General features: G+C 32.6%; 22 protein-coding genes. 16 read left to right on the top strand and 6 right to left on the bottom strand.

Annotated elements, in window-relative coordinates; all coding sequences use genetic code 11:
• Positions 1 to 56: 56 nt before the first annotated feature.
• From DK442_RS17995 to DK442_RS17975, 5 genes are all read right to left on the bottom strand, one after another.
• Positions 57 to 617 (bottom strand): porin family protein, encoded by a 561-nt coding sequence (locus tag DK442_RS17995; protein ID WP_109437291.1) that lies wholly within the window; start codon positions 615 to 617, stop codon positions 57 to 59.
• A gap of 115 nt (positions 618 to 732) precedes the next feature.
• Positions 733 to 1,206: a hypothetical protein gene (locus DK442_RS17990; RefSeq protein WP_370444666.1), complete on the bottom strand. Its 474-nt coding sequence runs from the start codon at positions 1,204 to 1,206 to the stop codon at positions 733 to 735.
• 81 nt (positions 1,207 to 1,287) lie between these two features.
• Positions 1,288 to 2,340, bottom strand: coding sequence for an alpha/beta fold hydrolase (locus DK442_RS17985; RefSeq protein ID WP_109437290.1), 1,053 nt, complete (start codon positions 2,338 to 2,340; stop codon positions 1,288 to 1,290).
• Positions 2,337 to 2,951 (bottom strand): hypothetical protein, encoded by a 615-nt coding sequence (locus DK442_RS17980; protein ID WP_109437289.1) that lies wholly within the window; start codon positions 2,949 to 2,951, stop codon positions 2,337 to 2,339. Before DK442_RS17980 ends, DK442_RS17985 begins: the two co-directional genes overlap by 4 nt.
• Positions 2,952 to 2,981: 30 nt before the next feature.
• Positions 2,982 to 3,887, bottom strand: a complete 906-nt coding sequence (locus DK442_RS17975) for a hypothetical protein (RefSeq protein ID WP_109437288.1) — start codon at positions 3,885 to 3,887, stop codon at positions 2,982 to 2,984.
• A gap of 140 nt (positions 3,888 to 4,027) precedes the next feature.
• Here DK442_RS17975 and DK442_RS17970 point away from each other — a divergent pair, with 140 nt between their 5' ends.
• From DK442_RS17970 to DK442_RS17915, 12 genes are all read left to right on the top strand, one after another.
• Positions 4,028 to 5,065, top strand: coding sequence for a sensor histidine kinase (locus tag DK442_RS17970; RefSeq protein ID WP_109437287.1), 1,038 nt, complete (start codon positions 4,028 to 4,030; stop codon positions 5,063 to 5,065).
• An 11-nt stretch (positions 5,066 to 5,076) separates the two neighbouring features.
• A complete protein-coding gene (locus DK442_RS17965; RefSeq protein WP_109437286.1) occupies positions 5,077 to 5,751 on the top strand; it encodes a LytTR family DNA-binding domain-containing protein in 675 nt (224 codons plus the stop codon).
• A 601-nt stretch (positions 5,752 to 6,352) separates the two neighbouring features.
• Complete coding sequence (locus tag DK442_RS17960) at positions 6,353 to 9,751, top strand: leucine-rich repeat protein (RefSeq protein WP_109437285.1); 3,399 nt, start codon at positions 6,353 to 6,355, stop codon at positions 9,749 to 9,751.
• Between the two features lie 174 nt (positions 9,752 to 9,925).
• The gene (locus DK442_RS17955; RefSeq protein WP_109437284.1) at positions 9,926 to 10,627 is read left to right on the top strand and encodes a hypothetical protein; all 702 of its coding nucleotides are present in this window, start codon (positions 9,926 to 9,928) and stop codon (positions 10,625 to 10,627) included.
• Positions 10,628 to 11,832: 1,205 nt separating this feature from the next.
• Positions 11,833 to 12,684 carry an alpha/beta fold hydrolase gene (locus DK442_RS17950; protein ID WP_160114249.1) on the top strand — a complete coding sequence of 284 codons (852 nt, stop codon included), beginning with the start codon at positions 11,833 to 11,835 and terminating at the stop codon, positions 12,682 to 12,684.
• A gap of 649 nt (positions 12,685 to 13,333) precedes the next feature.
• The gene (locus DK442_RS17945) at positions 13,334 to 13,930 is read left to right on the top strand and encodes a TIR domain-containing protein (RefSeq protein WP_109437282.1); all 597 of its coding nucleotides are present in this window, start codon (positions 13,334 to 13,336) and stop codon (positions 13,928 to 13,930) included.
• Positions 13,931 to 13,936: 6 nt separating this feature from the next.
• Positions 13,937 to 14,404: a TIR domain-containing protein gene (locus tag DK442_RS17940; RefSeq protein ID WP_109437281.1), complete on the top strand. Its 468-nt coding sequence runs from the start codon at positions 13,937 to 13,939 to the stop codon at positions 14,402 to 14,404.
• A gap of 3 nt (positions 14,405 to 14,407) precedes the next feature.
• Positions 14,408 to 14,968 (top strand): toll/interleukin-1 receptor domain-containing protein, encoded by a 561-nt coding sequence (locus tag DK442_RS17935; RefSeq protein WP_109437280.1) that lies wholly within the window; start codon positions 14,408 to 14,410, stop codon positions 14,966 to 14,968.
• Positions 14,955 to 15,755: a TIR domain-containing protein gene (locus DK442_RS17930; RefSeq protein WP_235010985.1), complete on the top strand. Its 801-nt coding sequence runs from the start codon at positions 14,955 to 14,957 to the stop codon at positions 15,753 to 15,755. Before DK442_RS17935 ends, DK442_RS17930 begins: the two co-directional genes overlap by 14 nt.
• Positions 15,756 to 15,765: 10 nt before the next feature.
• Positions 15,766 to 16,854 carry a patatin-like phospholipase family protein gene (locus DK442_RS17925; RefSeq protein ID WP_109437279.1) on the top strand — a complete coding sequence of 363 codons (1,089 nt, stop codon included), beginning with the start codon at positions 15,766 to 15,768 and terminating at the stop codon, positions 16,852 to 16,854.
• A 4-nt stretch (positions 16,855 to 16,858) separates the two neighbouring features.
• Complete coding sequence (locus DK442_RS17920; RefSeq protein ID WP_109437278.1) at positions 16,859 to 18,097, top strand: TRAFs-binding domain-containing protein; 1,239 nt, start codon at positions 16,859 to 16,861, stop codon at positions 18,095 to 18,097.
• The gene (locus tag DK442_RS17915; protein ID WP_109437277.1) at positions 18,084 to 20,771 is read left to right on the top strand and encodes a TIR domain-containing protein; all 2,688 of its coding nucleotides are present in this window, start codon (positions 18,084 to 18,086) and stop codon (positions 20,769 to 20,771) included. The genes DK442_RS17920 and DK442_RS17915 overlap by 14 nt, the downstream gene beginning before the upstream one ends.
• A gap of 113 nt (positions 20,772 to 20,884) precedes the next feature.
• Here the strand turns inward: DK442_RS17915 and DK442_RS28470 are convergent, their stop codons facing one another.
• On the bottom strand, positions 20,885 to 21,040 hold the full coding sequence (locus DK442_RS28470; protein WP_200825130.1) for a hypothetical protein: 156 nt from the start codon (positions 21,038 to 21,040) through the stop codon (positions 20,885 to 20,887).
• A gap of 194 nt (positions 21,041 to 21,234) precedes the next feature.
• Between DK442_RS28470 and DK442_RS17910 the strand changes: the two genes are divergently transcribed.
• The 4 genes from DK442_RS17910 (at position 21,235) to DK442_RS17895 (ending at position 25,369) form a co-directional block, all read left to right on the top strand.
• Positions 21,235 to 21,441, top strand: coding sequence for a helix-turn-helix transcriptional regulator (locus tag DK442_RS17910; protein ID WP_109437276.1), 207 nt, complete (start codon positions 21,235 to 21,237; stop codon positions 21,439 to 21,441).
• Positions 21,438 to 21,848, top strand: a complete 411-nt coding sequence (locus tag DK442_RS17905; RefSeq protein WP_109437275.1) for a hypothetical protein — start codon at positions 21,438 to 21,440, stop codon at positions 21,846 to 21,848. Before DK442_RS17910 ends, DK442_RS17905 begins: the two co-directional genes overlap by 4 nt.
• 1,156 nt (positions 21,849 to 23,004) lie before the next feature.
• Entirely contained in the window at positions 23,005 to 24,474 is a 1,470-nt protein-coding gene (locus DK442_RS17900; protein ID WP_109437274.1) for an AAA family ATPase, read from the top strand.
• Positions 24,475 to 24,487: 13 nt separating this feature from the next.
• Positions 24,488 to 25,369 carry a DUF4435 domain-containing protein gene (locus tag DK442_RS17895; RefSeq protein ID WP_109437273.1) on the top strand — a complete coding sequence of 294 codons (882 nt, stop codon included), beginning with the start codon at positions 24,488 to 24,490 and terminating at the stop codon, positions 25,367 to 25,369.
• Positions 25,370 to 25,391: the final 22 nt, after the last annotated feature.

Below are 25,391 nucleotides of genomic sequence, written 5' to 3'. Positions count from 1 at the left end.
AGTAATAAGATTATGTTTTTTTTCATGATTATGATTTTGACATAAAAGTTTAGGTGTTAAAAGAAATATCCAACGGATAGTTGAAATACTCCATTTCTATTTTTGTCCGAAAAACCATCTACATCATTAATATTAGATAATCCTAGGTTATATCTTGCACTAAAATAGATACCGTTATCAAGAGTATAGCCCAAACCAAAATTCACTCCAAAATCCATTGTTTTATAAAGGTCTTTATCGCTTTCTGCACCACCTTTTGTAGAAAGTAAAAAACCAACTTGGGGTCCAGCTTCTAGACTCAACCTTTCTGTGACATAGTACTTTGCAATTAATGGAATGTTCAAATAGTTTAGTGCAATTCTGCCTTCAGAATCAATATTGGTATTAAATCCTTGTCCGGAATATAATAATTCGGGTTGTAAAGAGAATTTGTTTGAAACCTTAATTTCGGCTAGGGCTCCAAAATGAAAATCTGTGTTAGGATCAATATTTTTTGCGTTGTCTCCAGTGATAAAAGCAAGGTTTAAACCTGCTTTAACTCCAAATTTAATTTCTTGAGCGTTAACATTGGATAATCCTAAAACTATAATAATAGTTATGAATACTAATTTTTTCATAATTTATGTTTTTTAATTAATTGATGCGAATATAGATTACAAAACAAAACGAAAAGTTAATTTTGTGATTGTAGAAGTACAGAAACAAAGGAATTACACGAATTAGGACTTTTCTTTAATTCAATTTTCTTTTAAAAATATAGCGTGTAATAAAAATACCATTTCCATCTTTTTCTCCTGCATCACTTTCTACAGCACTTGTTACGAATATCAAATCCCAACCTTCAGAAATCATTGCAGTTAATTTTGAAGAAATTACAGCATCATTCGCTGCTATATTTTGAAATCGTATACCAGCTAGATTATAAAAGTTTAATAATTTTGTTTCCTCAAAACCCTTTACTCTAATATCTTTTCTTTTAGACTTATTTCTAGTATTATCATCTTTTGTTCGGGAAGAAGTAAATTCTTTATAGTCTCTTTTATCAACTGATGAAATTAATCGTGATCTACCTAATCCATCTGGTATAATAGATTCTACGCTTGTAATTACTTTTACTTCAAATTCTTGTTTTACTGTGTTTTGCGAAAAAATTGTAGTTATAAACAATGTGAATACTACTACCATTGTTATTAATTTAAATTTCATCATTTTATTTTTTATGTTATTATTTAAAAAGGTAACATTGCTTATGATGTGGCAACGTTAAATATATGTAGTCATAAAACATTATTTATGTTCATCCATAAAACGAAGAATTTCTGTTGTAAACAGGTCGGGTTCACTAAACAGCGGAGCGTGACCAGATCTATCAAATATGAGTAATTCTTTGGACGCTGAACCTATGTTTTCAAAAGCAATCTGAGCAGAAGCTACAGGCACTATCATGTCGTATTTACCTGATATAAATAGGGATGGTATCGTTATTTCTGGAAGCCGACTCGTGAAATCAAGGGTTTGAAATAGACCTTGATCATCTATTGTACCTCCTATTTGAAGAGTATTCCAATTTCTAGTCCAAAAATTATATCTAAAGAATGTACCTACACCTTCTGATCCGTTATCATCAAAATCTATAAAACCATCTTCATGTAACGCTTTCTCCGCTTTGAAAGCCTTCATATTAAGTTTTTGATTATCATCGAAATTAATTACCGGATCTACTTGAGAGACAAGTTCTAAAACAGACTTCCAGAAATCAACACTATTACCTAATGCTATTTGGGTGTTTGCGGTAGTCGTAAATGTTTCTATATATTGATCATATAATCTAGCTGGACTATATGCTCCATCTAAACCTATCCAGCCTTTAAAGTCACTTTGATCTTTTAGTAGGGTAGCTGTTCCTAGTGTTCCACCCCAGCTGTGTCCTATTAAAAAGAAACGTGAATCACTACCAAATTTACGTTTCATCACTTTTATCAGTGCTAATACGTCTTCTGCCATAAGATCTATGCTTACATCATTTTCAGAGTAATGCCCTTGTGAATTACCCGATCCTCGTTGATCAAAATATACAACGCCATACTGATTTTCTATTTTGTTAAATGCCTCCCCAGAAAAACTTAACCCTATATCACCTGGACCACCGTGTAATGTGATTAAGAAAACCTTTTCACTGGCATTTCCTTTTATGTATGCAGGCATATCTGCATTTTTATGACGAACAAAGATGGTTTCATTCAAATTATTAAGATTATCATCTTTAGAGCAGGCAGTTACTAAACATATTGTAATTACTGTGAATACTATTTTTAAGAATGATGTATTTAATTGTCTCATTGTTTTTTGTTTTTAAAATTAAACCGAAAACCATATTGTAAGAAAAGCGTAGGGAACGTACCAGCATTGTAGTTAAAGCGTGGACTAAAGGTGAGATTAAAATAACTGGCAGAACGTATTTTCCCTTTGCGCTGTCTGCCTATTCCAACAGAAAGGGTAGGATTATAATAACCACGTCCAGGCAGAAACACTTTCTCTACATTATCTCCTTTAACTTCATAGGTCTCTGGTAAGAATGAGCGATAATACCCCAATGGGTTTAACGCTACGTGTAGCTGCCATCTTTTTGGACTTGTTCTTCGCCATATAAGTCCATAATAGGTATGTAAACCATTATCTGTTTTATTAGCGAAGTTGGTCGAATACCCTATGCTTCCGTTAAACAAAAATTGATGGGTAATTATTTTTTGACCTTTCTTTTTTTCTTTACTGTTTTTCCTTTCTTTCCAGAGATATTCAGCACCCAAATTAATACCGTTATCCCAAAGTAAATTACCATAATATCCTACTTTAAATTCGGTTCTATTTAAAAAAGAAGAACTGCTAATCTCACTTTGAGCTTGAAAATTTATGGTATACAACAATAGCAAAGCAATACTATATTTTTTCATGTTTTTGAATTATCGTGTTACTATTTACTGTTATAATTCAATTCCGAAGGCTTCTTTAAAACCTTGCACTATGAAATTTTCAAGAGTGGTATTATGATCTCCAGGACCAACGATTACGTTGGTGTTTTTTGACTCTAAAAACTGTAACTCACTAGGCGTAAGACTGCCGACAGCTTGATCTATTTCCCCATAAATGTAGGTTACGTTCGACAAGTCCGAAATGGTATTAAAAAGTTGTGTATACCTGTTCATTGAGAATCCGGCACTTATTCTATTAAGATTTCTATCTTTTATGTCCAGAGCTGGGTCTGTTTCTACTATGGGAGTAACACCGTTTTCAAAAAATCCATTTCTTCCTTCGGCAGCCCCTTGCCAAATAACATCGTTCATATCTAATCTACCTGTAACAATAAGATACTTATCAGCGCTATCTATTCCTTTCTTTGCAATGAGGTCTTGTGTTACAAACGAACCAAATGATAATCCTAAAACATACACTGTTCTACCTTGGTCTTTAAAATAGGTAGTCACTTTAGAAAGCATTTCTATACTTTCTGTATTAAAAGAACTAGCTTGGGTTAATGTGATATCATTTCCCGCTACTATATCAGGATTTAATGTTTGTGCTTGATGTACAGTTACAGTTAAAATATCCTTTGGATTAAGAAATCCAGAAAACTGGTCTACTACATCTGTAGCAAATTCTGTACTAGGGCCACCAGGGATAGTTATCAGCACCGTAGGGGCTTTTTCGTCTCCTTGGAAATAAATTAAATCTTTAATGTCTTCCGATAGTTCGGTAATAACTTTAGGAGGTGTTCCATCATCATCATTAGAGCATGAGCATATAACGATTGAGAATATTACAATTAGAACTGTAGTAGTTATAGAATGTAAGCGATTGAATTTTGTCATTTTTAAGGGCGTTTTTTTCATTATTTATAGTTTTTGAGCAAAGAAATGGGTAAAAACGCTTTAAAATATTAGTAATTTGATGACCGTTGAATAATTATTGACGAACGTAATAATTGCTGTATTACAAATAAATAATATGTTTCTTTGCACAAAATATACCAATGAGCAACATCAAATCAATAAAGAAAATAGCACTACATCTGCTGTTCTGGATATTAAATTATTTGTTGTTTGCTTTTGTTGTGCATTCAGATTGGAATGGGTTTAATAATGTTTCTGAGGCTCATAATAGTTTAGCCTATGCCTATACCTATGGGATTTTTACCAATTTCTTTTTGTTTTATATACAAGTGTTTTGGTTGGTGCCAAAAATGTATATGCTTAAAAGAAAAGCAACATACTATGTACTTTCTTTTTCTATATGCCTGGTAGTTTCTCTAATTGAAACCCATTTTGATTATATGCTGTATGATATATTTGAAATCTATGATACAGATGAGTTTATGGATAACTTTAGCCTTACTGTTTTTGTTAACCTATTCTATAGTGTTGCTGGTTTTTATTATATCTTTAGACAAGCGCACAAAACATCTGAAAAAGAAAAACAACTACTAATACAAGAATCATTTAAGGCAGAATTAAAATATCTAAAAGCACAGTTAAATCCTCACTTTTTGTTTAATGGAATTAATAATGTTTACCACTTAATAGGTAAAAACGATGCCTTGGCTAAAGATACATTGCTTCAGTTTTCAGAATTACTACGCTATCAATTGTATGAAAGTGGTACTCAAATTATATTAGAAAAGGAATTAGACTTTGTATTACAGTATATTAAGATGGAAAAAACCCGTAAGGGTTCTGATATTCAACTAAGCTACAATATAGAATTTGAGAATGCTACAAAAAAAATAGTGCCATTATTATTAATTCCGATTATAGAAAATGCGTTTAAGCATTGTAGTAATCACACCAATAATAATGATAATAGAATTGATATAAAGATTAAAGAAGTAGGAGGTAAGCTCTCGCTACATTGTACAAATACTTTTGATAACGTAACTGGTAAATATGATGTTGGGGGCATCGGTTTAATAAATGTAAAAAGACGCTTATCGTTAGTTTATCCAGATAAGCATGAATTAACCATAAGCAAGAAAAACTCAAGGTTTATGGCTGACTTGATCATAGATTTATAGAACATAAGAGAATGAAACAGCTAAATTGTTTAATCATCGATGATGAACCTATCGCAAGAGAAGGCATTAAAGAGTATTGTAATGAGATTTCATTTTTAAATGTTGTTGCGCTATGTAAAAATGTATTGCAAGCAAATCATTATCTTGAAAGCAATGAAATTGATATCATCTTTTTAGATATCAATATGCCAATATTATCAGGTATTGATTGGTTAAAAGGCTTAAAAAAATCTCCTTCAATTATTATGACCACTGCATATAAAGAATATGCTTTGCAAAGCTTTACGTATAATGTTTTAGATTATTTAGTAAAGCCCATTTCTTTTAAACGGTTTTTACAAGCAGTTAATAAAGTCAATAGTTATTATGGTAGTTCTGATGAAAAAAACATATTTTTTTTAAAAAGTGAAAGACAGCTTAAAAAGATAAATATAAAGGATATTCTGTTTGCAGAAGCAATGCAAAATTATATCAAAGTCGTAACACCAAAAGAGACTATAATTACACATATATCTTTAAAGAGTTTTAAGGATCAATTACCCGAAGATAATTTTATTCAAACCCACAAATCATATATAGTATCAAAATATAAAGTAGATAAAATCGTAGAAAATCAAATCATTATTGGTGATTATGAAATTCCTATAAGTGTACGTTTAAGGAAAATGGTTTTAAGTCATTTTTAGATTCAATTCAAAATGTTCTTAAACATATTATATCTGCAATTATGTAAAATGCAAGCATCCGTCAATTTGCTATAATATACATTTGTACTATAATGTACTTGCGTTATGTATTACCCCGAGCTGTCACACTGAGCCTGTCGAAGTGTTGCTGAAGGGTCGCTTTGCTTTTTTCAAATCAAAGTTTATTACTTCTACTGTTTATTTTAAAAGTTTTCTAACGAAATCGAAGAATGAGATTGGGCGGTAGCCAAATATCATAAAAGATTCACGAACTCCTCTAAAACAATAGAAACCTTGTGAGCTAAATATTTCTTCTACTAAAGTTAATGAAACACTTTTTACACTACGACGTGTTTCCTGAGCTCGTAGCAGTACCAATTTCCAAAAAAATGAAACTCACACTTCACATCGCACCAACTTCAACATCAAAATAAACAAACTATCAAATTGGGATGTAATTGCTCTATTTCTATTATCCCCAAAACATCGTATAACATCCCGTTTTTAAAGAGGTTGGGCACTAATTGTTGGATATTTTCTTTGTGTAGGTCTTTTTTGCTATTAATTAATATTTAAAAGTTCATAATAAAAAACTTCCAACATGAAAAAACAATCACAATTAATAACATATATCATCTTTATGATATGGTTTGGTCATACCACTTACGGCCAACAAAATGTAGGAGACCAATTTACCGTTGATTACATCAGATACAAAATTACCGCTATCGCTCCTCTTGAACTTGAAGTAATGATCGTGGTCTATGAAGGTACGGCCACTGAGGTGGACATCCCCGAAACTGTGGACCATGGCACGAACACTTACACGGTGACCGCTATTGGTGAGAATACCGATGCTATTGACAGTGGTATTCCTATTCGACCTTTTTTCGAAAAGGGACTGACCCGTGTCAAAATACCCAACACAGTGACCATTATCGGACTGGGGGCCTTTAACAACAACCAATTGGAAGAGGTTATCATACCCGAAAATGTCACCCATATCAGGAGATGGAGCTTTGGCGGAAACCGATTGACCGAGGTAACCATACCGGCCAGTGTGGTAAGCATAGGGTACCAGGCCTTTGTTGGAATTGCAAGAACCAACCCAATCAATTTGGTGACGGTGGAGGCCAATGATCCACCGTCGCTCGATGCAACTGCCTTTGCGAATCGAGGTAAAAACCGAGAAAACATAGACTTGGTAGTACCCAAGGGCACCCTTGATGCTTACAAAGACCCTGCCAATGGCTGGACGGGCTTCAGATCCATCAATGAAATTGTAGAGGTGGTCGGGGACACCTTCTCTGCCGATGATATCACATACGAGGTGACTTCTTTAGACCTTAATAAAGAGGTAACGGTTGTAGACTTTATGGATACTGCACCAGAGATGGAGATTACCATCCCCAAAACGATCAATCACCATGGTACTGACTATAAGGTAACCGCTATTGGTGATGAAGCTTTCTTTATTTACTACATAAATACACAGACAAAAGGGCCAGTGACCAAGGTTACTTTCGACCTGCCAAGCAACGTCACCAGCATTGGGGAAGATGCATTTTACAATAACCAATTGACCAGTATTGTCATTCCCGAAAGTGTGACCAGCCTCGGGCAACGAGCTTTCGGAACTAACCAATTAACCGAAGTGAATATACCAAATAGTATCACCAATATCTCGAAGTGGGCCTTTGCTTCCAACCAGTTAACGGAGGTGACCATACCGGCCAGTGTAGAAAATATAGGGGATCAAGCCTTTCATGGAAATGTGGACCTTGACCTGGTGACGCTCGAGGCTAGTGATCCACCAACGCTTCATGAAAAAGCCTTTACAAGCTTTGGGATAAGCGATGTTCGTGGCCAAATAATTTTGGTGGTACCCAAAGGCGCCATAGGTGCTTATGAAGAGCCCGCCAATGGCTGGACGGGCTTCAGATCTATCACTAATGGTGTTTTTACTGACGATGACATCAAATACGGAATTATCTCTTCCACACCCAACAAAGTAAAAGCTATGAGCTATACCGGTTCGGAAACAGAGGTTACCATCTCTCCCGTAGTAATAGACAATAGCTCGAACACTACTTACACGGTGACCGCCATTGGTGATAAGGCTTTTCAGAAAAAGGGGTTGACCAGTGTCTCCATCCCGAACACGGTAACCCGTATCGAGGAAGATGCTTTTTGGGAAAACGAATTGATCAATGTTGTTCTTCCAGAAAATTTGACCAGTCTCGGGCAACGAGCTTTTGGAACTAACAAATTGACCGAGGTGACTATACCGGAAGGTGTTACCATAATTAGCCAATGGACCTTTGCTCAAAACCAATTGACCGAGGTAGTCATACCAACCAGTGTAGAAAGTATAGGGTACCAGGCCTTTCTTGGAGTGTCAAGCAACAACCCAATCAATTTGGTGACGGTGGAGGCCAATGATCCACCGTCGCTCGATTCAACTGCCTTTGCGAATCGAGGTAAAAACCGAGAAAACATAGACTTGGTAGTACCCAAGGGCACCCTTGATGCTTACAAAGACCCTGCCAATGGCTGGACGGGCTTCAAATCCATTACTGAACATGACATCGGGAGCATGCTCAATGTTCATAATATAACATACCGAGTTACTTCTATAACCCCAGGTAATGAGGAGGTGATGGCAACAGACTATAGCGTTACTGGAGGTACCATAACCATCCCCAAAACGATTAACCGAGGTAGCACTACCTATAAGGTGAACTCTATTGGAGAAAATGCTTTTAGAGAAAAAGTATTGACCGAGGTGACCTTCGACAGTCCAAGCAATGTGACAGCTATCGGGACCAGAGCTTTTGCAACCAACAATTTGACCGAAGTGACCATACCGGATAGTGTGACCAGTATTGGGGACAATGCTTTTCAAGATAACGACTTGACCAGCATTGAGATACCCAACAGTGTAACCAGTATTGGGGCTGGTGCTTTTGCAACCAACGATTTGCCCCGGGTTACCATACCCGATGGTGTGACCAGTATTGGGGACAATGCTTTTCAAGATAACGGCTTGATCAGCATTGAGATACCCAACAGTGTAACCAGTATTGGGGTTGGTGCTTTTGCAACAAACGATTTGCCCCGGATTACCATACCCGATGGTGTGACCAGTATTAGGGATAATGCTTTTCAAAACAACCAATTGACTCGTGTGACCATTCCCGATGGTGTGACCAATATTGGGGATAATGCTTTTCAAAACAACCAATTGACTCGTGTGACCATTCCTGATGGTGTGACCAATATTGGGGATAATGCTTTTCAAAACAACAATTTAACCCGTGGGACCATACCTGATGGAGTCACCAGTATTGGGAACAATACTTTTCAAAACAACAATTTAACCCGTGTGACCATACCTGATGGAGTCACCAGTATTGGGAACAATACTTTTCAAAACAACGATTTGACTCGTGTGACTATTCCCGAAAACCTTACCAGTATCGGTGCTAGTGCTTTTGCCGACAATCCAAACCTTGCTACAGTGGTGTCAATGGCATTCTCGCCCCCATCTATCGAAATAAATACCTTTACAAATGCGAACCGTGCTCAAATAGATTTGACCGTTCCCTCGATCACCCCTGCCGGAAAAATTAGGGCCAACTATGAAGATGCTGGGTGGACAGGATTCAGGTCTATTAAGGAAGATATCGAAAAGGAAGATATCGAACCACACCTTGCCAGCTCGCTCCTTACGGATTTCAATAGAGGGTTTTCTCCCAACAGTGATGGCATTGCCGATACTTTGGTGATCGAAGGCCTTGAAGACTATAAGAATAATATGCTTAAAATATATGATTTAAGCCAACGTTTGCTGTACAGCGCACATTACAGAGGGCCCAATGATGGTTGGGACGGCACCCATAAAGGCAGCATGGTACCCGTGGGCTCCTATGTATGTGTGATCGACTACAATGAACCGGGGCTGAACTACGAAGCAAAAATGATCTATGTCAATTATTGATTTTTTTGTTTCTGTAATGGTCGGACTTCGAGAGCCTCAGCCCTCAGTAGTATCGAACCCTAAGGGACCCTGAGGTCCTCGAAGGGTCGAAGGGTGAGCTCGTAGCAGTACCAATTTTCAAAAAAATTAAACTCACAACTTTCATCATTATAAACCATAAAATAAATAATACGTATGTCCAAACAAAATTTTCAAACGAAATTGGCTGAATTAGAAACCATACCACAAGACTTGGTTAAAGCACCAGCGCAACCGGTAGATGTTACTACACAAGAAGCCGAAAACCTATTTATTTGGATGCAAGAGGACAAAAAAGTACTGATTAGTATAGGATTAGATTGGGACAAATATGTATTGGATCTACCGATACGTACCGGAGCGTGCAGATATGCGCAAGCCATTTGGAACAAAGAGCGCTATAGCCAGGAAGAAGCTGCCAAGGCTTGGAAAGAAGAATCGCCCAAAGCCTATGAATTTAGAAACGATCTGTTGGCAGATATGCGCTTTGCGTTTAGAAAACGCCCCGATCTATTAGCCCGGGTACGCACAATTGCAGGAGGCGATGGCAATGCCGATATGATCCAGGATCTTATGGATATTAGTGTACTAGGAAAAGGAAATCTTGCCGAGTTTGAAGCAATTAAGTATGACCTATCGCGATTTGATCTTGCTGAGGAAAAGTCAGACTGCCTGGCCGAACTTTTAGCCAAAGCCAACGGTACTACTTGGGACAATTCAAAAGCTAAGGACATTCGTGATCGTGCGTTTACCCACCTTAAAGAAGCGATGGATGAGATTAGAAATACGGGTAAATATGTTTTTAGAAAAAATCCAGAACGTTACAAAGGCTATATAAGCAGGTACCGACGTAGGTAAATACAAACAACTCACATTATTACTGGCCCGCGCACTGGGTTGGGGTTTCCACGCCATGCGGACGCCTCACCTTGGAGCTCGAGTTTCTTTTTTCCCTGCGTGGACAGGTTACCCAATGCCGCTGATCGATAAAACCAGTGCGCGGGAGGGTTACCCACCTGTGCGGAGCAGCTACCGAGTGCCATTGGTCGATGCAACGTTGTGCAGTAGGACAGAGAGAGTGACTGCGCCGTGATTGTTTCACCAAACCGCCAGCTCGCTGCTTCACTAAAAATACACTTTGGGTATATTTTCTTAACGTTCGCCCGTATGCAACCTTGATACTTCGACAACACTTCGACAGGCTCAGTGTGACAGCTCAGTACAGGTTTGGTAACGTCATGAGATCTGCGATAGCAATCTTGAGCTCATCTAAAGAGTATCGAATATTGAATTTATATCTTGGGATATTTTACACGAGTTTTAAGAATTGATCATAAAATCAATTCTTAAAATCTGCGGGTTGATGTGGATGTGAACATTATAGCTACTAATGTGGCAGGCGTGTCGCAAATTGACTTTTACATAATTACTATCGATATAAAACACTGGCGTGTTGTTATATCTACAATTATATAAAATACTTCGTATGCGCTAATTTGCTACAATATACATTTGTACTATAATGTACTTGCGTTATGTATTACCCTGAGCTGTCACACTGAGCCTGTCGAAGTGTTGCCGAAGGGTCACTTTGCTTTGGGACGACATAATTTTGAAGATTGAGAATCTTTGAAATTGTGGGCAAGGAGGTGCGTTGGCGTTTATTATCTCTACAGTTTATTTTGAAAGTTTTCTAACGAAATCGAAAAATAAGATTGGGCGGTAGCCAAATATCATAAAAGATTCACGAACTCCTCTAAAACAATAGAAACCTTGTGAGCTAAATGTTCCTTAAAAAAAAGGTAATGCAACACTTACTATACGAGCCAGCCTGTGCTGAGCGTAGTCGAAGTAGCAGGAGGGGAGTATAATGTGTGTGTGGAATGGCGAACTTACCTAAATATTCAATTTCTGTTTTGTCTTTTCAATATGTTCAGGAACACTTCCTATGAGTAATTCAGTAATTAAAAACTTGATGCCTTTGACTGGACCTAACAGTGTAATAATTGCTATAAAATAAGTACTTTTATAAATAAATAGTACAAATCTATACCCCATATACAGTGAGCATTCAAGAATTAAAAATTTCAACAAAAGACGGGTACAAAATATCTATTATAGTACGCGAACCAAACAATAAACGGAAAGGGGTTGTGCAGATTCAAGGCGGAATTGGATTATCACAAGAATTGTATTCAAATTTTGCAACTTATGTTACCCAAAACGGATATACAACAGTTACATTTGACTATAGAGGGATAGGGAAATCAAAACCTGCTAACCTAAAAGGGTTTAAAGCTGATATTATTGATTGGGGCGAATTAGATATGGCAGGTGTTTTTGATTGGGTCGTGAAAAAGTATCCTAGCGATAAAAAAATTATGATTGCACACAGTATTGGTGGGGCTTTAGTAGGCTTGATGGAAAATAATGTTAGAATCGACCAATTATTTTTAATTGCTTCCTCAACGGCATATTGGAAAGATATGAGTAAGCCTTATAGGTGGGTTATGCCTCCTGTTTGGAGTTTTTTTATACTAATACACTCTTTTATTTTTGGATATGTTAAAATGAAAAAGTTCAAATTAGGGGAAGATGTTCCTAAGGGAGTTGCTTTGAGATGGTGGAAATGGAGTAAGAATAAAAATTATTTTCAAGATGATTTAAAAAAATCTAAAAAACTACACCGTTATGATCAAATTAAAATTCCATTAACATCAATTCAAATTTCTGATGACCCAATAGCCAATAAAATAACATCTAATAAATTGCTTAAATATTATGAGAATGCTCAAATTAAAATTTGTGAGATTACGCCTAAACAGTTAGAGGTCGCTAAAATTGGACATGTTGGTTTTTTCTCTCGAAAATTTGAAAAAACATTGTGGAGTGATTTGCTACTTGAAATGGAATAAAATATACTTAGCAGTATGTTTCAGCTATAGTTTTTCTAGAATTATGATGACCCCAGTAGCTACGATCACTATGAAATAGAATTATCCTGGGATATTTTACACGAGTTTTAAGAATTGATCATAAAATCAATTCTTAAAATCTGCGGGTTGATGTGGATGTGAACATTATAGTTACAATAGAACTATAAATGCCGCAAATTGACTTTTACATAATTACTATCGATATAAAACACTGACGTGTTGTTATATCTGCAATTATGTAAAATGCAAGCATCCGCCAATTTGCTTCAATAAATACATTTGTACTATAATGTTCTGCGTTATGTAACTTTGCTTTGGTAAAAAGCTTTTACAAGCAATATCTTTTTTTGATTTTTTTCTTCTCAAAATGTTTCTTTAAAAATGTAATGGAATACGCTTTGCCCGAAGCGACGGTAGGAGCGAAGTGGTAATGTGTATGAAATGGATATAAATATTATAAGTTTTTTATATTTAAGGTTTTACCTCAAATAAATTTATGCAAAATTTACTATATTTAAACTCTCCCTACTAATTAGTTTTCACAGTTCAATTAGCATTTTGATTAATATCAAGATGGCAATTTGTTTGTGTAAATTGACGAACAGAAATAGATTCAAAAATAATTCACATGGCTAGAAAATGTTTTATTTCTTTCAAGACAGAAGATATTGCTTATAAAAACTATATACAAAATAGTATGTATATAGATATGATTGATAAGTCTCTTAATGAGCCTATTTTATCAAATGATGAAGACTATATTTTAAATAAAATCCGAACAGAATATTTAGCAGACACAACTGTTACAATCCATCTTATTGGTTCATATAGTTCCGAAAATAGAGGATATCAGGAGCAAAGATATATAAAACGTGAGTTGCAAGCATCACTTTACAATGGGCAAGGAAATACAAAGAATGGTATTCTTGGAGTAGTACTACCTCAAATGTATGATAAAATATATGGTGGTTCTTATAATTGTAACATTTGCGGTGGTTCTCATAATTATGTTGGAATTAATGATTTAACAACTATTAAAGAGTTTAGTGCTAATCATTACATCCAAAATGCTACAAATAATAAATGTTCTTGGAATGAAGACGAAAGATATTGCGTTTTAGTTAGATGGGATGATTTTAAAATTAATCCAGAAGAATACATTGAAATGGCTTTTCAAAAAAGAAGTCAGTCAATAGCCAATAAAACTAAAGTTAGACCTCAATAATTTTATATGAATACATTACTAAAATTGATTATTGGAGGAATTACAACCAAACTAGTTGTAGATCGTTATAGAAAACAGAATAAGACTCCTCAAAGAAGAATTTTTATAAGTCATTCATGGAAAAAAGGAAGTGATGATTATATCTCATTAATTAATAAATTAAATAACGCTGATATTCCATTCTATAATCATTCAATTCCTATAGATAGAGCATTTGATGAAAATAAGAAGAAGGAATTAGAAAAGATATTTCGTAGACAAATGGTCTATTGCAGCAAAGTTTTTGTTTTAGCAACTAGGGGAGTTAAGAAAAATACGTTTGTTATGATGGAAATTAAAATTGCTAAATCTTTAAAAAAAGAAATTATTGCTGTTAAGCCACATGGACAAAAAGGTATTCCTGATTTTATAAGGAAGAACTCTAATATGATTATTAGTAATAATATAAACTCTATTAAAAAGGCTTTAAAATAAAATATGACTGCATTAAATAGATATTATTGGCCAACAAAATATGAATCAAGAAAAACATTTATAAATCAAAATGTAAAATGTGTTTTTATTTCATATCAAAATAAAGATAAGACTGAAGCGAAGAAGATCGCGGATTATCTAATCTCTGCCGGAATTAATGTATATTTTGATGAGTATGATGGTGATTTAAAAAGTTCAAACCAAAGTAGTAACCCAAATAATGTAACTGAATCTTTATGTAAAGGAATAAATAACAGTTCACATATGTTGGTAGTGGTTTCGCCTAGTACAATAATATCTAAATGGGTTCCTTTTGAAATTGGTTATGGTTACGACAAAACAGATTTATCAGTTTTATGCTTAAAAGGTATACCAAAAGGAGGATTACCAGAATATATTAGAACAGCAAAAATTATTCGGGACTTATGGGATTTAAAATTAAAACTTAGAAACATGATTGATTCAAATAATACTCCATTACTAGAGACAAAATTATCTAACTACGAGACAAATTTGAATCCATTAAGAGGTATTATGGACAACCTAATAAATGATATATATTAATATGGATAAGTGGGCTGATTATCTCGTATCTAAAGAAAAATGGATTCCAAATACTAATACAATAGATAGTTTTATTGTTCATACAGATGATGGTGATAAAATAGGTGCTAGTTACGAAAGGAAAAGAAGTTGGGTTATACAAAAATTAAATAATGGAAAAACTTTTTATTGTATTAAACTAAACGAAAATGGATTATGGAATAAAGTATGTCCTTTATTACTTAATGAAACTGGAGGGTTAAAAGGGGTTCATAAACTTCCCTTAATTTTACCAAGAAGAATTATTAGCTATTATCATAAAGATGATAAAGGTTACAAAGAGAAATTCTATAATTTAACATCTGATTTGATAATTAACAAATCAGTAGAAGATGGTGATATAAAATCTGATAATGGACCAGAATATGTAAAGCAACTTATAAATAAAGGTTACTTAAGTGATACTACAGTTCTAATTGTTTTATTAGGCCCTAAGACAAAATGTAGAAAGCACGTTGATTGGGAAATTAGCGGAGCTTTAAATTATAAAGTTGGAGATAATTATTCAGGTTTACTAGGTTTAAAATTACCTTCTCATCCAGATTATGGGACTGGTAAATACTCTCATACATTACAACCTCAAAGATTAACGGATAATCTTAAAACACACTATGCCATTATTAGGCATTTTACAACTGATAGAAAAAAAATTCAAGAATATATTGAATTAGCTTTCGGAAATAGAACTTCGAAATCTAACAAGAGAATAAACTCAAGAGTTCAGATGAAAATAAACACTTGCAATTAAATTTCATAAAATGAGTAATACAAAACCAAAAAGAATTTTATCACTAGATGGAGGAGGAATTAGAGGAGCACTAACATTAGGATTCCTAGAAAAAGTTGAAGAGATAGTAAGGAAAAGAGAAAATAATGCAAATTTAAAGCTATGTGACTATTTTGATTTAATTGGAGGAACCAGTACAGGAGCAATTATTGCGGCAGGCCTTTCTATTGGTATGACAGCAACAGAAATAAAAGATCTTTATCTAAATATAGGTGATAAAATCTTTGGAAAAAAGCGAAGTTGGTTATTAAACCCATTCAAGAGGTATAAAGCAGAGTTTGACTTTAAACCTTTAGAAGAAGAGTTAAAAAAAGTGTTTGGAGAAATCACTATAGGAAGCAATGAAATTAAAACAGGTTTATGTATTGTTACTAAAAGAGCAGATACATTAAGTACATGGCCAATTATCAATCATCCCAATGGTAAGTACTTTAACCATAATAAAGAAATGTTATTAAGGCAAGTGGTTCGTGCAAGTGCTGCTGCTCCTAGCTATTTTATTCCTCAAAAAATTGATGTTGGTTTTGGTGAAATAGGTGCTTTTATAGATGGAGGTGTTAGTTTGGCTAATAATCCAGCATTACAATTGTTTTTGGTTGGAACTTTGAGTGAATTTCCATATCAATGGAAAACTGGAGAGGATAACATATCTCTTTTATCTATTGGAACAGGAACTTATACTAAAAAATATGATGCTGATAAAGTTGCCAAAAAAGGCCTTTTAGGTTGGGCAAAAATGATTCCTGAATTATTTATGGAAGATGCTAATTACTTAAATCAAACAATGTTACAATATTTATCAAATTCTCCTACACCCAGAGTAATTGATTCTGAAATTTTAGATTTAAAAAATGATTTAGTAACTGAAAAACCTGCATTGCACTATGTTAGGTATAATGTAATGTTAGATAATCTTGAACTCAATGATTTAGGGTTTAAATTAAACGAAAAAGAACTTGAATCATTGCATGAGATGTCAGAATCTAAAAACAAAGAAATTCTATACAAAATAGGCTCAAAAGCTGCTATTAGAGATATTAAATCAGAACATATTAAATAAAATTATGAAAAAGACATGCTTTGTAATTATCGGCTTTGGAATTAAGACAGATTTCGAAACAGGAAGGCGTTTAAATCTGGATAGGACGTTTGAAAACATAATTAAACCTGTCTTTGATGATTTAGATATTTTGTGTTATCGGGCTAGTGATTTAGAACAATCTGGCGTTATTGATAAAAAAATGTATGAGAATATATTAAAAGCAGACTTCGTTGTTGCTGATATTTCAACTTTAAATCCAAATGCTATTTATGAATTAGGTGTTAGACATGCATTAAAACCTAATACAACGATTGTAATAGCTGAAGATAAATTGAAAATTCCATTTGATATAAATCACGTTTTTATTCATTCATACAAGCATTTAGAAGAGGATATAGGTGTTACAGAAGCTGAAAGATTTAAGGCTCATTTAAAGAAGCAAGTTGAAAAATTTATAAAAGCGCCAGAAATTGATAGCCCTATTTATACATTCATGCCAAACTTGATTCCACCGAGTTTTACTGAAGACGAAATTGAAGATATTAAAGAAAGTATTGATAAATCACATTCTACATCAGATTTGGTTGAACTCGCTGAAAAGAAGAAAAATGAAAAAAAATATGAAGTTGCGAAAGATTTATTAAAAGACGCACTAATTAATAAGCCCAATGATAGTTTCATAATACAACGTCTAGCATTAATAACATATAAATCTAAAGAACCGTCAGAATTAGATGCTTTAAATGAAGCGTTAGAATATTTAGATAAATTAAATCCAAAAGAAACGACTGATCCTGAAACCTTAGGTTTATTAGGTGCAATTAATAAACGATTATTTGAGCAAACTAATTTTGAAAACCATATAGATAAATCACGTCACTACTATGAAAGAGGGTACTATGTTAAGCAGGATTATTATAATGGGATTAATGTAGCTTTTTTGTATTTATTAAAAGCAAGTTTAAGCAAAACTAAATTTGATATTTATGCTAACTATGGTCAAACTATTAAAATATGGAATGAAATTATAATAAAGTGGAGTCAAGTAGTTGAATCAGATATTTTTGAAGATCGAGGTGATAAAGAATGGGTTTGTTTTACGTTGGCAGAAGCACATTTTGGAATTAACAACTCTAAAGAGGAAGATAAATATTGTGAAATGGGTAAACTCTATATGGAAGGAGATTTTGCATTAAATTCATATTTGGAACAAAAAGAGAAATTAAAGAGCCTATTATTATTGTTAAATGACCAATTATAAAGCATTTATATCATACAAACATGCGAAAAAGGATGGCTCCTATGCAAAGGCTCTAGAATCTTCACTAAAGAAATATGCGAAGCCTTTATTTAAGCTTCCTATACGCGTTTTTCGTGATGAATCCGAATTGATTCCTGGTAAGGGTCTAAAAGATTCGATTCAAGAAGCCTTAAACGCCTCAGAGTTTTTAATTTTTATTGCTAGTGTCGAATCTGCACAATCCCAATGGATCAAAGAAGAATTAACCAACTGGTTTAATTCTAATGAAGATGTTGACAATTTAATTATAGTATGTATAGGTGGTAATATTGAATATGATTCTCTTAATAGAACAATCGATTGGGAAAATACTAATGCCATTCCTTTTTCATTGAAAACATATATAACTTCTATTCCCTTGTACATCGACTTAAGGTGGGTAGAAAACAAAGATGAACTTAGTCTTACGAATGTTAGATATCGAGAATGCATTAACGCCATAAGTGCTAGGTTACATCATAAAACACCTTATGAAATGAATGGTGTTGAAATAAAAGCTACAAAAAAAAATATACGCCTAAAAAACTATGCCCTTTTTTCCATTTCATGTCTTTTAATAGTTTCAGTATTTTTGGGAATTTACTCAAATATTCAAAGAAAAACAGCAATAAAAAGAGCCAAAATTGCTGAATCTAGAAGTTTGGCATTACAATCAAATGCAATTATAGATAAAAGTTTCGATGAAGCTCTATTATTAGCATCACAATCATACTCTACTGAAAAAACAGTAGAATCAAAAGGTGCTTTGTTAGATGTTCTCAATTATAATCCATCTTTAGATTTCTACATGTATTCAAAAGATGTGTTTCAAAAAAATGGTCTCTTTGATCGATTAAATGATTCTATTCTAATTACTCATGGCTTTCACAATCAATTACGAATTTGGAATTTACCAAAACGAAAAATGATTGAGACTCTAGAATTTGGACAGAATATATCAACGATAAGTTTAAGTGAAAATGGAAAAGTTTTAGTTATTGGGCATTTAAATGGCAATATAACTGTTTTTCCAAAATATCCTAACTTAAAGAATCGTCTGGTACTTCCCGAAATTGGTCCTTCTAAAATAAATAGCATAGTGTTTGTAGCAAACGACTTATTTGCCTTTTCTTCTAGTAATGGTGTTTCTCTTTATAACCTTTCAAGTAAAAAAGAGACCATTTTATCTCAAGACAAAGAAGATAGATCAAGTGTTTTGATTTATCGATCGAAAGATTCAATACTTATTGCAAAAGGAGCCTATGAGCTCATTTCGTTTTGGGATCTTTCAAATAGGGACAAAGTCAAAAAAGTCCAATTAAATGCGCGAGCTGATATTCCTTATTCAATTTCAATTAACGAGGATGAGACTTTGGCAGCCATTGGTTATCACGATGGTACCGTTTCAATTTGGGATTTAAATAAAAAAACTTCTATTGGAACCTTTCCAACAAATGGTCGGGTTCTAGCCATAAAGTTTATAGGAAGATACAAATTACTTACTTCAAGTGATGAAGGCCAAATTATACTTCGAGATTTACAAAACCCAAATGAAAAAAAAATATTTAGAGGTAATAATGGTCCCGTTGATAAAATAATTTTGGACGAAGATAGTGAGACGATGGTTTCTTTGAGTCGTGAGGGTAAAATTGCGATTTATAATTTAAATAAACAGAGTCATTTAATAGAAAACAAATCTTCAATTGAAGTGTACGATTTTCCCAAAATAGCGGCAAATCTAAATACAAAATCGATTCTTTTGGCGGCACAAAAAGAACTCTTTCTTTACGATGTCAAAAAAAAAATAATTCAATCTTTAATGACATTTCAAAATAAAATAGAAAGTATCGAATTACATAAAAGCGGCATTGGATTTATAACATCTCATGCTAATGGTAAAATAATCTCATGGAATATTAATGATAAGAAAATTTCGAGAAGAGATAGTGTTGAATTAGATACTCCAATTATAGATTCTAAGAATTACGCAAATAATAAATTTATATTGCGTAATAAGAATGGAAAATTCCAAGAATATGATTTTTTAAACAATTCTTTGAAAAGGTTATCAATGCCTACAGATACAATAAAAGATCGGGTCGTAGCATTTCAGAGACAATCGAATGGTAATATATATGCAATTGCACTTAGCAATTTTAAAGTTATCCTTTATGATGCAGACAAGGCTGAAACCATAAAAACATTAGAATTTGATACGGAAATAAGACATCTTTTATTTTCTAAAGATGGTAATAGACTCTTTATTGTGGATTGGAACCTGATTAAGGTATGGTCGATCTCTGAAAATAAGTATAAAATTAAAAGCTTAACGACTAACGAACTACCTATAAATAATTTTACTATAAATGAAGACTTTAATTATATAATCGCCTCTGACAACAATAAACAAATAACTATTTGGGATTTAATTAGTTTCAAGCAAATAGGCTCAGCAATACAAGGTTTTATTTCCAATCCTCAGTTCATAACATTTTATAAAAACGATTCTAATCTAGTTTTTATTGATTCAAGATACGAAACTGTCAAAATGGATCATTTCCCCTTTGAACAAGGTCAACATATAATAGATATTTATAAAATGAATATGAGGTTCAAAGAACTTAATGATAAAGTACTCAATATATTAAATAATTAATATAATTTTTAACTTTGATTTAAATATCACAAATATTTTCTCAATCAATTGAAACTAATTTAGAAGCCAAGGGCTATTTCTTAACTGTCCCATAATTAACCCGTTTCTTAAAATCAATTACCTTCATCCTTTAATTTTTTATTAGCATTTTCAATAAGTTCATTTTGTAGTTTCATAATGCGCAAAAGGTCGTGAATTGCATTTAAATTATCTAGTTGCGTATATACGATTTTCTCAAGGTCGGCTTTAGTATATTTTGGATATGGCATAAAATTTGAAATAAAGTTATTAACAATAAAAATTTAACTAATAATTACATTTATATAATTTTAACTTATATAAAGTTAATTCAAACTTATAAATTAAATTTTAGAAACACAAGTTTAGATTACTAAAAGTTAACCTAAACTTATGTTTTATTAAGTATGTATTATATATTTAAGGTAGAATACATCAAATAAATATGGCAGTAGAAAGAATAAATAGAATAAAAGAAGTGCTAGTAATTCTAGGAAAATCGCAAGTGTGGCTTGCGGAAGAATTGGGGAAAAGTACGACTTCTGTAACAGCTTTTTGCAATAATAAATCCCAACCACATCTAAAGGATTTAAAAAGAATAGCAGAAATCCTTGATGTGGATATCAGAGAGTTATTAGTATCTACAAAATGATTGCCTTAGAGTTCCTAAAAACCGAATTAGCAAGTTCTGACCTAGAATTAACTGTAAAACTTGATGGGAGGGAAGGAGTTGATTTTTTAATAGGGAACCATTGCATATACTTACAAACACTAGATTTAGATACTGTTAAACAAAGTATTAAAATTTCAAAACAAGGTTTAGGAGAATTAAACGATAACTTATTTATCGCTTTAGTTCTAATCATAGAAAAACAACCTAGAGTTATTTATATAATTCCATCCAAGCAGTTACAAGATTCCAATAATAATTTCTTTGTAAATAACGAAGTAAGTTTCATGCCCAGTTTATCTAATTGGGAAATCAAAATATCAAGCAAATTCATTGAAGAGTTTGAAAAGTACGCTTTAAAGCATATGATTAACAAACTAAAAGCTTAGTTTAAGAATATTATGTAAAATAGAGTGTACGTTTTTACCCAGATGTAGCGTTGGCAAAACGGCCTCATAAAATTTTGGCTAAAACAATAGGAGAGTGGAACGACCATATTTTAAGGGTTTAGTTCTCATTATTCTAAGATTTTCTACATTTTAAAGATATTTCTAAGTAGTCTTGATTAGTTACAATGTTTCCTAAAATATAGTGTAACGAACCGTTAATTGTTTCCAAAATTATATGCAGCCTTGAATTTTTGTTTCTTTTGTTTCAAGACAAAAGATATAATAAAAACATTAAAGGATTTAAAAAGTAGAATTTTTATTTTACATAATATTTGAAGTACAAAACATTAAAACTTCAATAGAAGTTCTGCATAGAACAAGTGTATAGAAATTTTAGAGTGTGGATTTGAGCCAGGGAAAATTTTATACTCTTGTGACAAGCTTACGAGAATGTCTTAGAAAAAAATCTTGCAGGATTTTCCTCGAATACAAGAATTATAATACAAAGGAAAAGGTTTAGCTTTTTTTGGTGTGGCCAAGCGGTGGCAAATTGAGTTTAAAAATAAATGCCATAAAGCATTTAATTTTTTAAAAACAATAAAGCGGTTGGGCGCGGCAATTTTACATAGCGTCTAATTATAGTACAAATAGCAGGATGTTTCTTATTTAGCAATATATCCAATAGCCAAATATTTAATGACCCCAGTACTACAGTTTATTGTGTGTTCAAGACTTTCTGGGATATTTTACATAATACTAAATTATAGCTACGAATGAGCTTAACGTTTCACAAATTGGCTTTTACATAATTGCTGACGATATAAAACACCTGACGGTGTCGTTATATCTGCAATTATGTAAAATACTACGTATGCGCCAATTTGCTACAATATACATTTGTACTATAATGTACTTGCGTTATGTCACTTTGCTTTGGAAAAAGCAAAGTTTCTTACTCTACATTTTCTTTAAAAGTTTTCTAACGAAATGTTCCTTTAAAAAAAGGTAATGGAACACTTATTGCCCGAAACGACAGTAGGAGAGTAGGGGAATGTGTGTGGAATGGATTAAAATAATGTATTTTAATATCTAATATAATTATGATTATACATTCCTTTTTATTTAATTATATTTAACAAAATTTACTTTAATCCTAATGGAAGACAGCAATAAATACAAATTTAAAAAGATAAAACTCACTAAACTTTTTAATGCTTTTAATCATACAATTGAGATAAATAAAAATAAAGGAATTACTCTTGTTTTAGGTGAAAATGGATTAGGGAAAACGGTTATTTTAAAATTACTAAAACAAGTTTTTGAAGGAAACTTTATAAACCTAAAAAATTATGAATTTGAAAGGCTTGATTTGTTTTTTGAAGATTTTAAATATAGTTTTTTTGGGACTGTAGATGATGAAAACCTAAGACTGATAGCAAAAAAATATAAAGGAAAAACTGTCGTAGAAGAGTTTGATTTTCTTAATATTAATTATTCAAGCAATTTTGCTCAGGGATCACTATTTTTAGAAACTACTATAAAAGGTAATAAGTTTGAAAATGATTTCATTAGATCTTCCTATATAGATCCAGATGAAATAGATTATTTATTACGAAAGTATATAGGGAGGTTTGTAAAAAGAATCAGAAAAAATGAGTGGAGAGATTTGGAAACTGGAGAAATCCTCCATACCAATTCAATAATAAAAAAATACAGAAATCGACTGCCTAAAAGGTTTGATAAATTGAATATAGCACCTGAGTGGTTAAAAGAATTATCAGATAGAATTAATGTTTATATTATAGAAACTCAGAGGCTTCGGACAAGAAAAGGCAGTGAAAACTATATTGAATCAATAACTGATATATCACAAGAATTAGCACAAACAATAAAAGGTTTACTAGCACAAGCGAATGAATTTGCTACGCAATTAGACAGAACTTATCCTACGAGGTTGTTAACCAAAATTAATGACCCCGAAACTATAACGGAAACCGATTTATCCCAAAAGTTGGCAGAGCTAGATAATAGAAGAAAAAGGTTGAAAGAAGTTGGATTAGTAGAACCATTTGAAGATGATATTCAAAGAAATAATTTATTTTTTCCACATAGGGGAGATAATGAACCTGATAGAATAGATTTAATTAATAACGTTCTTTTGGTATATATACAAGATAGTAATGAGAAGTTAAACATATATGAAAAAATAGCGGATAAACTTGAAGTATTTATTAATATATTAAACGAAAGGTTAAATGTTAAAAGGATTCAAATTGATAAAGAAAAAGGTCTCGATATAAAATCAACCAAAGTAGATGAAAAACCTTCAAAATTAAATCCAAATAATTCAAAAAAGAAAAGAAAACAAATACCCCTTACGGGTTTATCTTCTGGGGAACAACATATGATTATTTTATTTTATAATTTACTTTTTAAATGTGAAGAAAATTCTCTTATTCTTATTGATGAACCAGAGATTTCGTTGCATATTGGGTGGCAGAATAAATTTATTGAAGACCTAAATAGAATAAAAAAAATCAATCCATTTGAAGCTATAATTGCTACGCATTCTCCTGATATAATAAATGATAATTGGGATTTAACTGTAGAGTTGAATGAGGACTAAGTTGATGCAATAAATGAGAGATCAACTAACAAAACACCGAAAGGCTAATGCAATCCTTCAAAAGTTAAAACCAGATAAAAAGAAATGGATTATTTTGGTTGAGGGGAAGAGTGATAGAATTTTTTATGGCAAATTTGTATTACAAGAAAAAGTCCAAGTTAGTTCCTGTGATGGTTGTAAAAATTTATTAGAAATTGCAGAAGTTTTAGAGGAAAGAAAAATAGAAAATTTTATTGGAATCTTAGATTCAGACTTCAGAAGACTTGATAATGAAGAAATAAACGATCCGAAGATTTTTCATACCGATTATCACGATATTGAAATTTCTATTCTCGAATCGAGAGCATTACAAGATGTTCTAAATAAATATATTAATGAGGATCGTTTTTCTGCATATGAAACTAGTATTAATCAAAGTTTCCTAAAAAGAGTATACGAATTATCTTCTCATTTGGGATATTTGAAATGGGCAAATAAAATAGATAATTTGGGCTTAGTTTTTAAACCTGAAAGACCTGAGGGCAAAAGACTAAAATTCAACAAATTTATTGATGAAAGGACTTTAGAATATATATCTGATGAAGCTTTAATTAACTATATGATCCAGTATTCAAATAATCGAGATACAAATGTTAGTACTAGAGATGAAATTATTAATAGCTATGAGACAAGGAAAAATGTAGAAGATGTAGATCAAAAACAGCTATGTAATGGTCATGATATGTGCCAGATAATTTCATTAAGTTTGAAAAAAGTTATAGGGTCTAACAATGTTTCAGTTGATACAATTGAAGAGAATTTAATTTTCGCCTATGACTCAATCGCATTTAAGGAGTCGAATTTACATACAGAATTAAAAGCTTGGGAAGTTGAGAACACTCAACTGTTTATTTAATATTATGTAAAATAGAACCTAA

The sequence above is a fragment of the Aquimarina sp. AU119 genome, from assembly GCF_900312735.1.
Lineage (GTDB): Bacteria > Bacteroidota > Bacteroidia > Flavobacteriales > Flavobacteriaceae > Aquimarina > Aquimarina algiphila.
This window is presented reverse-complemented; position numbering and strand designations above follow the sequence as displayed.

What these genes read in the sequence shown, in the direction of transcription:
- DK442_RS17995 (WP_109437291.1), bottom strand. Translation starts at nt 617, where the DNA reads ATGAAAAAATTAGTATTCATAACTATTATTATAGTTTTAGGATTATCC.
- DK442_RS17990 (WP_370444666.1), bottom strand. Translation starts at nt 1,206, where the DNA reads ATGAAATTTAAATTAATAACAATGGTAGTAGTATTCACATTGTTTATA.
- DK442_RS17985 (WP_109437290.1), bottom strand. Translation starts at nt 2,340, where the DNA reads ATGAGACAATTAAATACATCATTCTTAAAAATAGTATTCACAGTAATT.
- DK442_RS17980 (WP_109437289.1), bottom strand. Translation starts at nt 2,951, where the DNA reads ATGAAAAAATATAGTATTGCTTTGCTATTGTTGTATACCATAAATTTT.
- DK442_RS17975 (WP_109437288.1), bottom strand. Translation starts at nt 3,887, where the DNA reads ATGAAAAAAACGCCCTTAAAAATGACAAAATTCAATCGCTTACATTCT.
- DK442_RS17970 (WP_109437287.1), top strand. Translation starts at nt 4,028, where the DNA reads ATGAGCAACATCAAATCAATAAAGAAAATAGCACTACATCTGCTGTTC.
- DK442_RS17965 (WP_109437286.1), top strand. Translation starts at nt 5,077, where the DNA reads ATGAAACAGCTAAATTGTTTAATCATCGATGATGAACCTATCGCAAGA.
- DK442_RS17960 (WP_109437285.1), top strand. Translation starts at nt 6,353, where the DNA reads ATGAAAAAACAATCACAATTAATAACATATATCATCTTTATGATATGG.
- DK442_RS17955 (WP_109437284.1), top strand. Translation starts at nt 9,926, where the DNA reads ATGTCCAAACAAAATTTTCAAACGAAATTGGCTGAATTAGAAACCATA.
- DK442_RS17945 (WP_109437282.1), top strand. Translation starts at nt 13,334, where the DNA reads ATGGCTAGAAAATGTTTTATTTCTTTCAAGACAGAAGATATTGCTTAT.
- DK442_RS17940 (WP_109437281.1), top strand. Translation starts at nt 13,937, where the DNA reads ATGAATACATTACTAAAATTGATTATTGGAGGAATTACAACCAAACTA.
- DK442_RS17935 (WP_109437280.1), top strand. Translation starts at nt 14,408, where the DNA reads ATGACTGCATTAAATAGATATTATTGGCCAACAAAATATGAATCAAGA.
- DK442_RS17930 (WP_235010985.1), top strand. Translation starts at nt 14,955, where the DNA reads ATGATATATATTAATATGGATAAGTGGGCTGATTATCTCGTATCTAAA.
- DK442_RS17925 (WP_109437279.1), top strand. Translation starts at nt 15,766, where the DNA reads ATGAGTAATACAAAACCAAAAAGAATTTTATCACTAGATGGAGGAGGA.
- DK442_RS17920 (WP_109437278.1), top strand. Translation starts at nt 16,859, where the DNA reads ATGAAAAAGACATGCTTTGTAATTATCGGCTTTGGAATTAAGACAGAT.
- DK442_RS17915 (WP_109437277.1), top strand. Translation starts at nt 18,084, where the DNA reads ATGACCAATTATAAAGCATTTATATCATACAAACATGCGAAAAAGGAT.
- DK442_RS28470 (WP_200825130.1), bottom strand. Translation starts at nt 21,040, where the DNA reads ATGCCATATCCAAAATATACTAAAGCCGACCTTGAGAAAATCGTATAT.
- DK442_RS17910 (WP_109437276.1), top strand. Translation starts at nt 21,235, where the DNA reads ATGGCAGTAGAAAGAATAAATAGAATAAAAGAAGTGCTAGTAATTCTA.
- DK442_RS17905 (WP_109437275.1), top strand. Translation starts at nt 21,438, where the DNA reads ATGATTGCCTTAGAGTTCCTAAAAACCGAATTAGCAAGTTCTGACCTA.
- DK442_RS17900 (WP_109437274.1), top strand. Translation starts at nt 23,005, where the DNA reads ATGGAAGACAGCAATAAATACAAATTTAAAAAGATAAAACTCACTAAA.
- DK442_RS17895 (WP_109437273.1), top strand. Translation starts at nt 24,488, where the DNA reads ATGAGAGATCAACTAACAAAACACCGAAAGGCTAATGCAATCCTTCAA.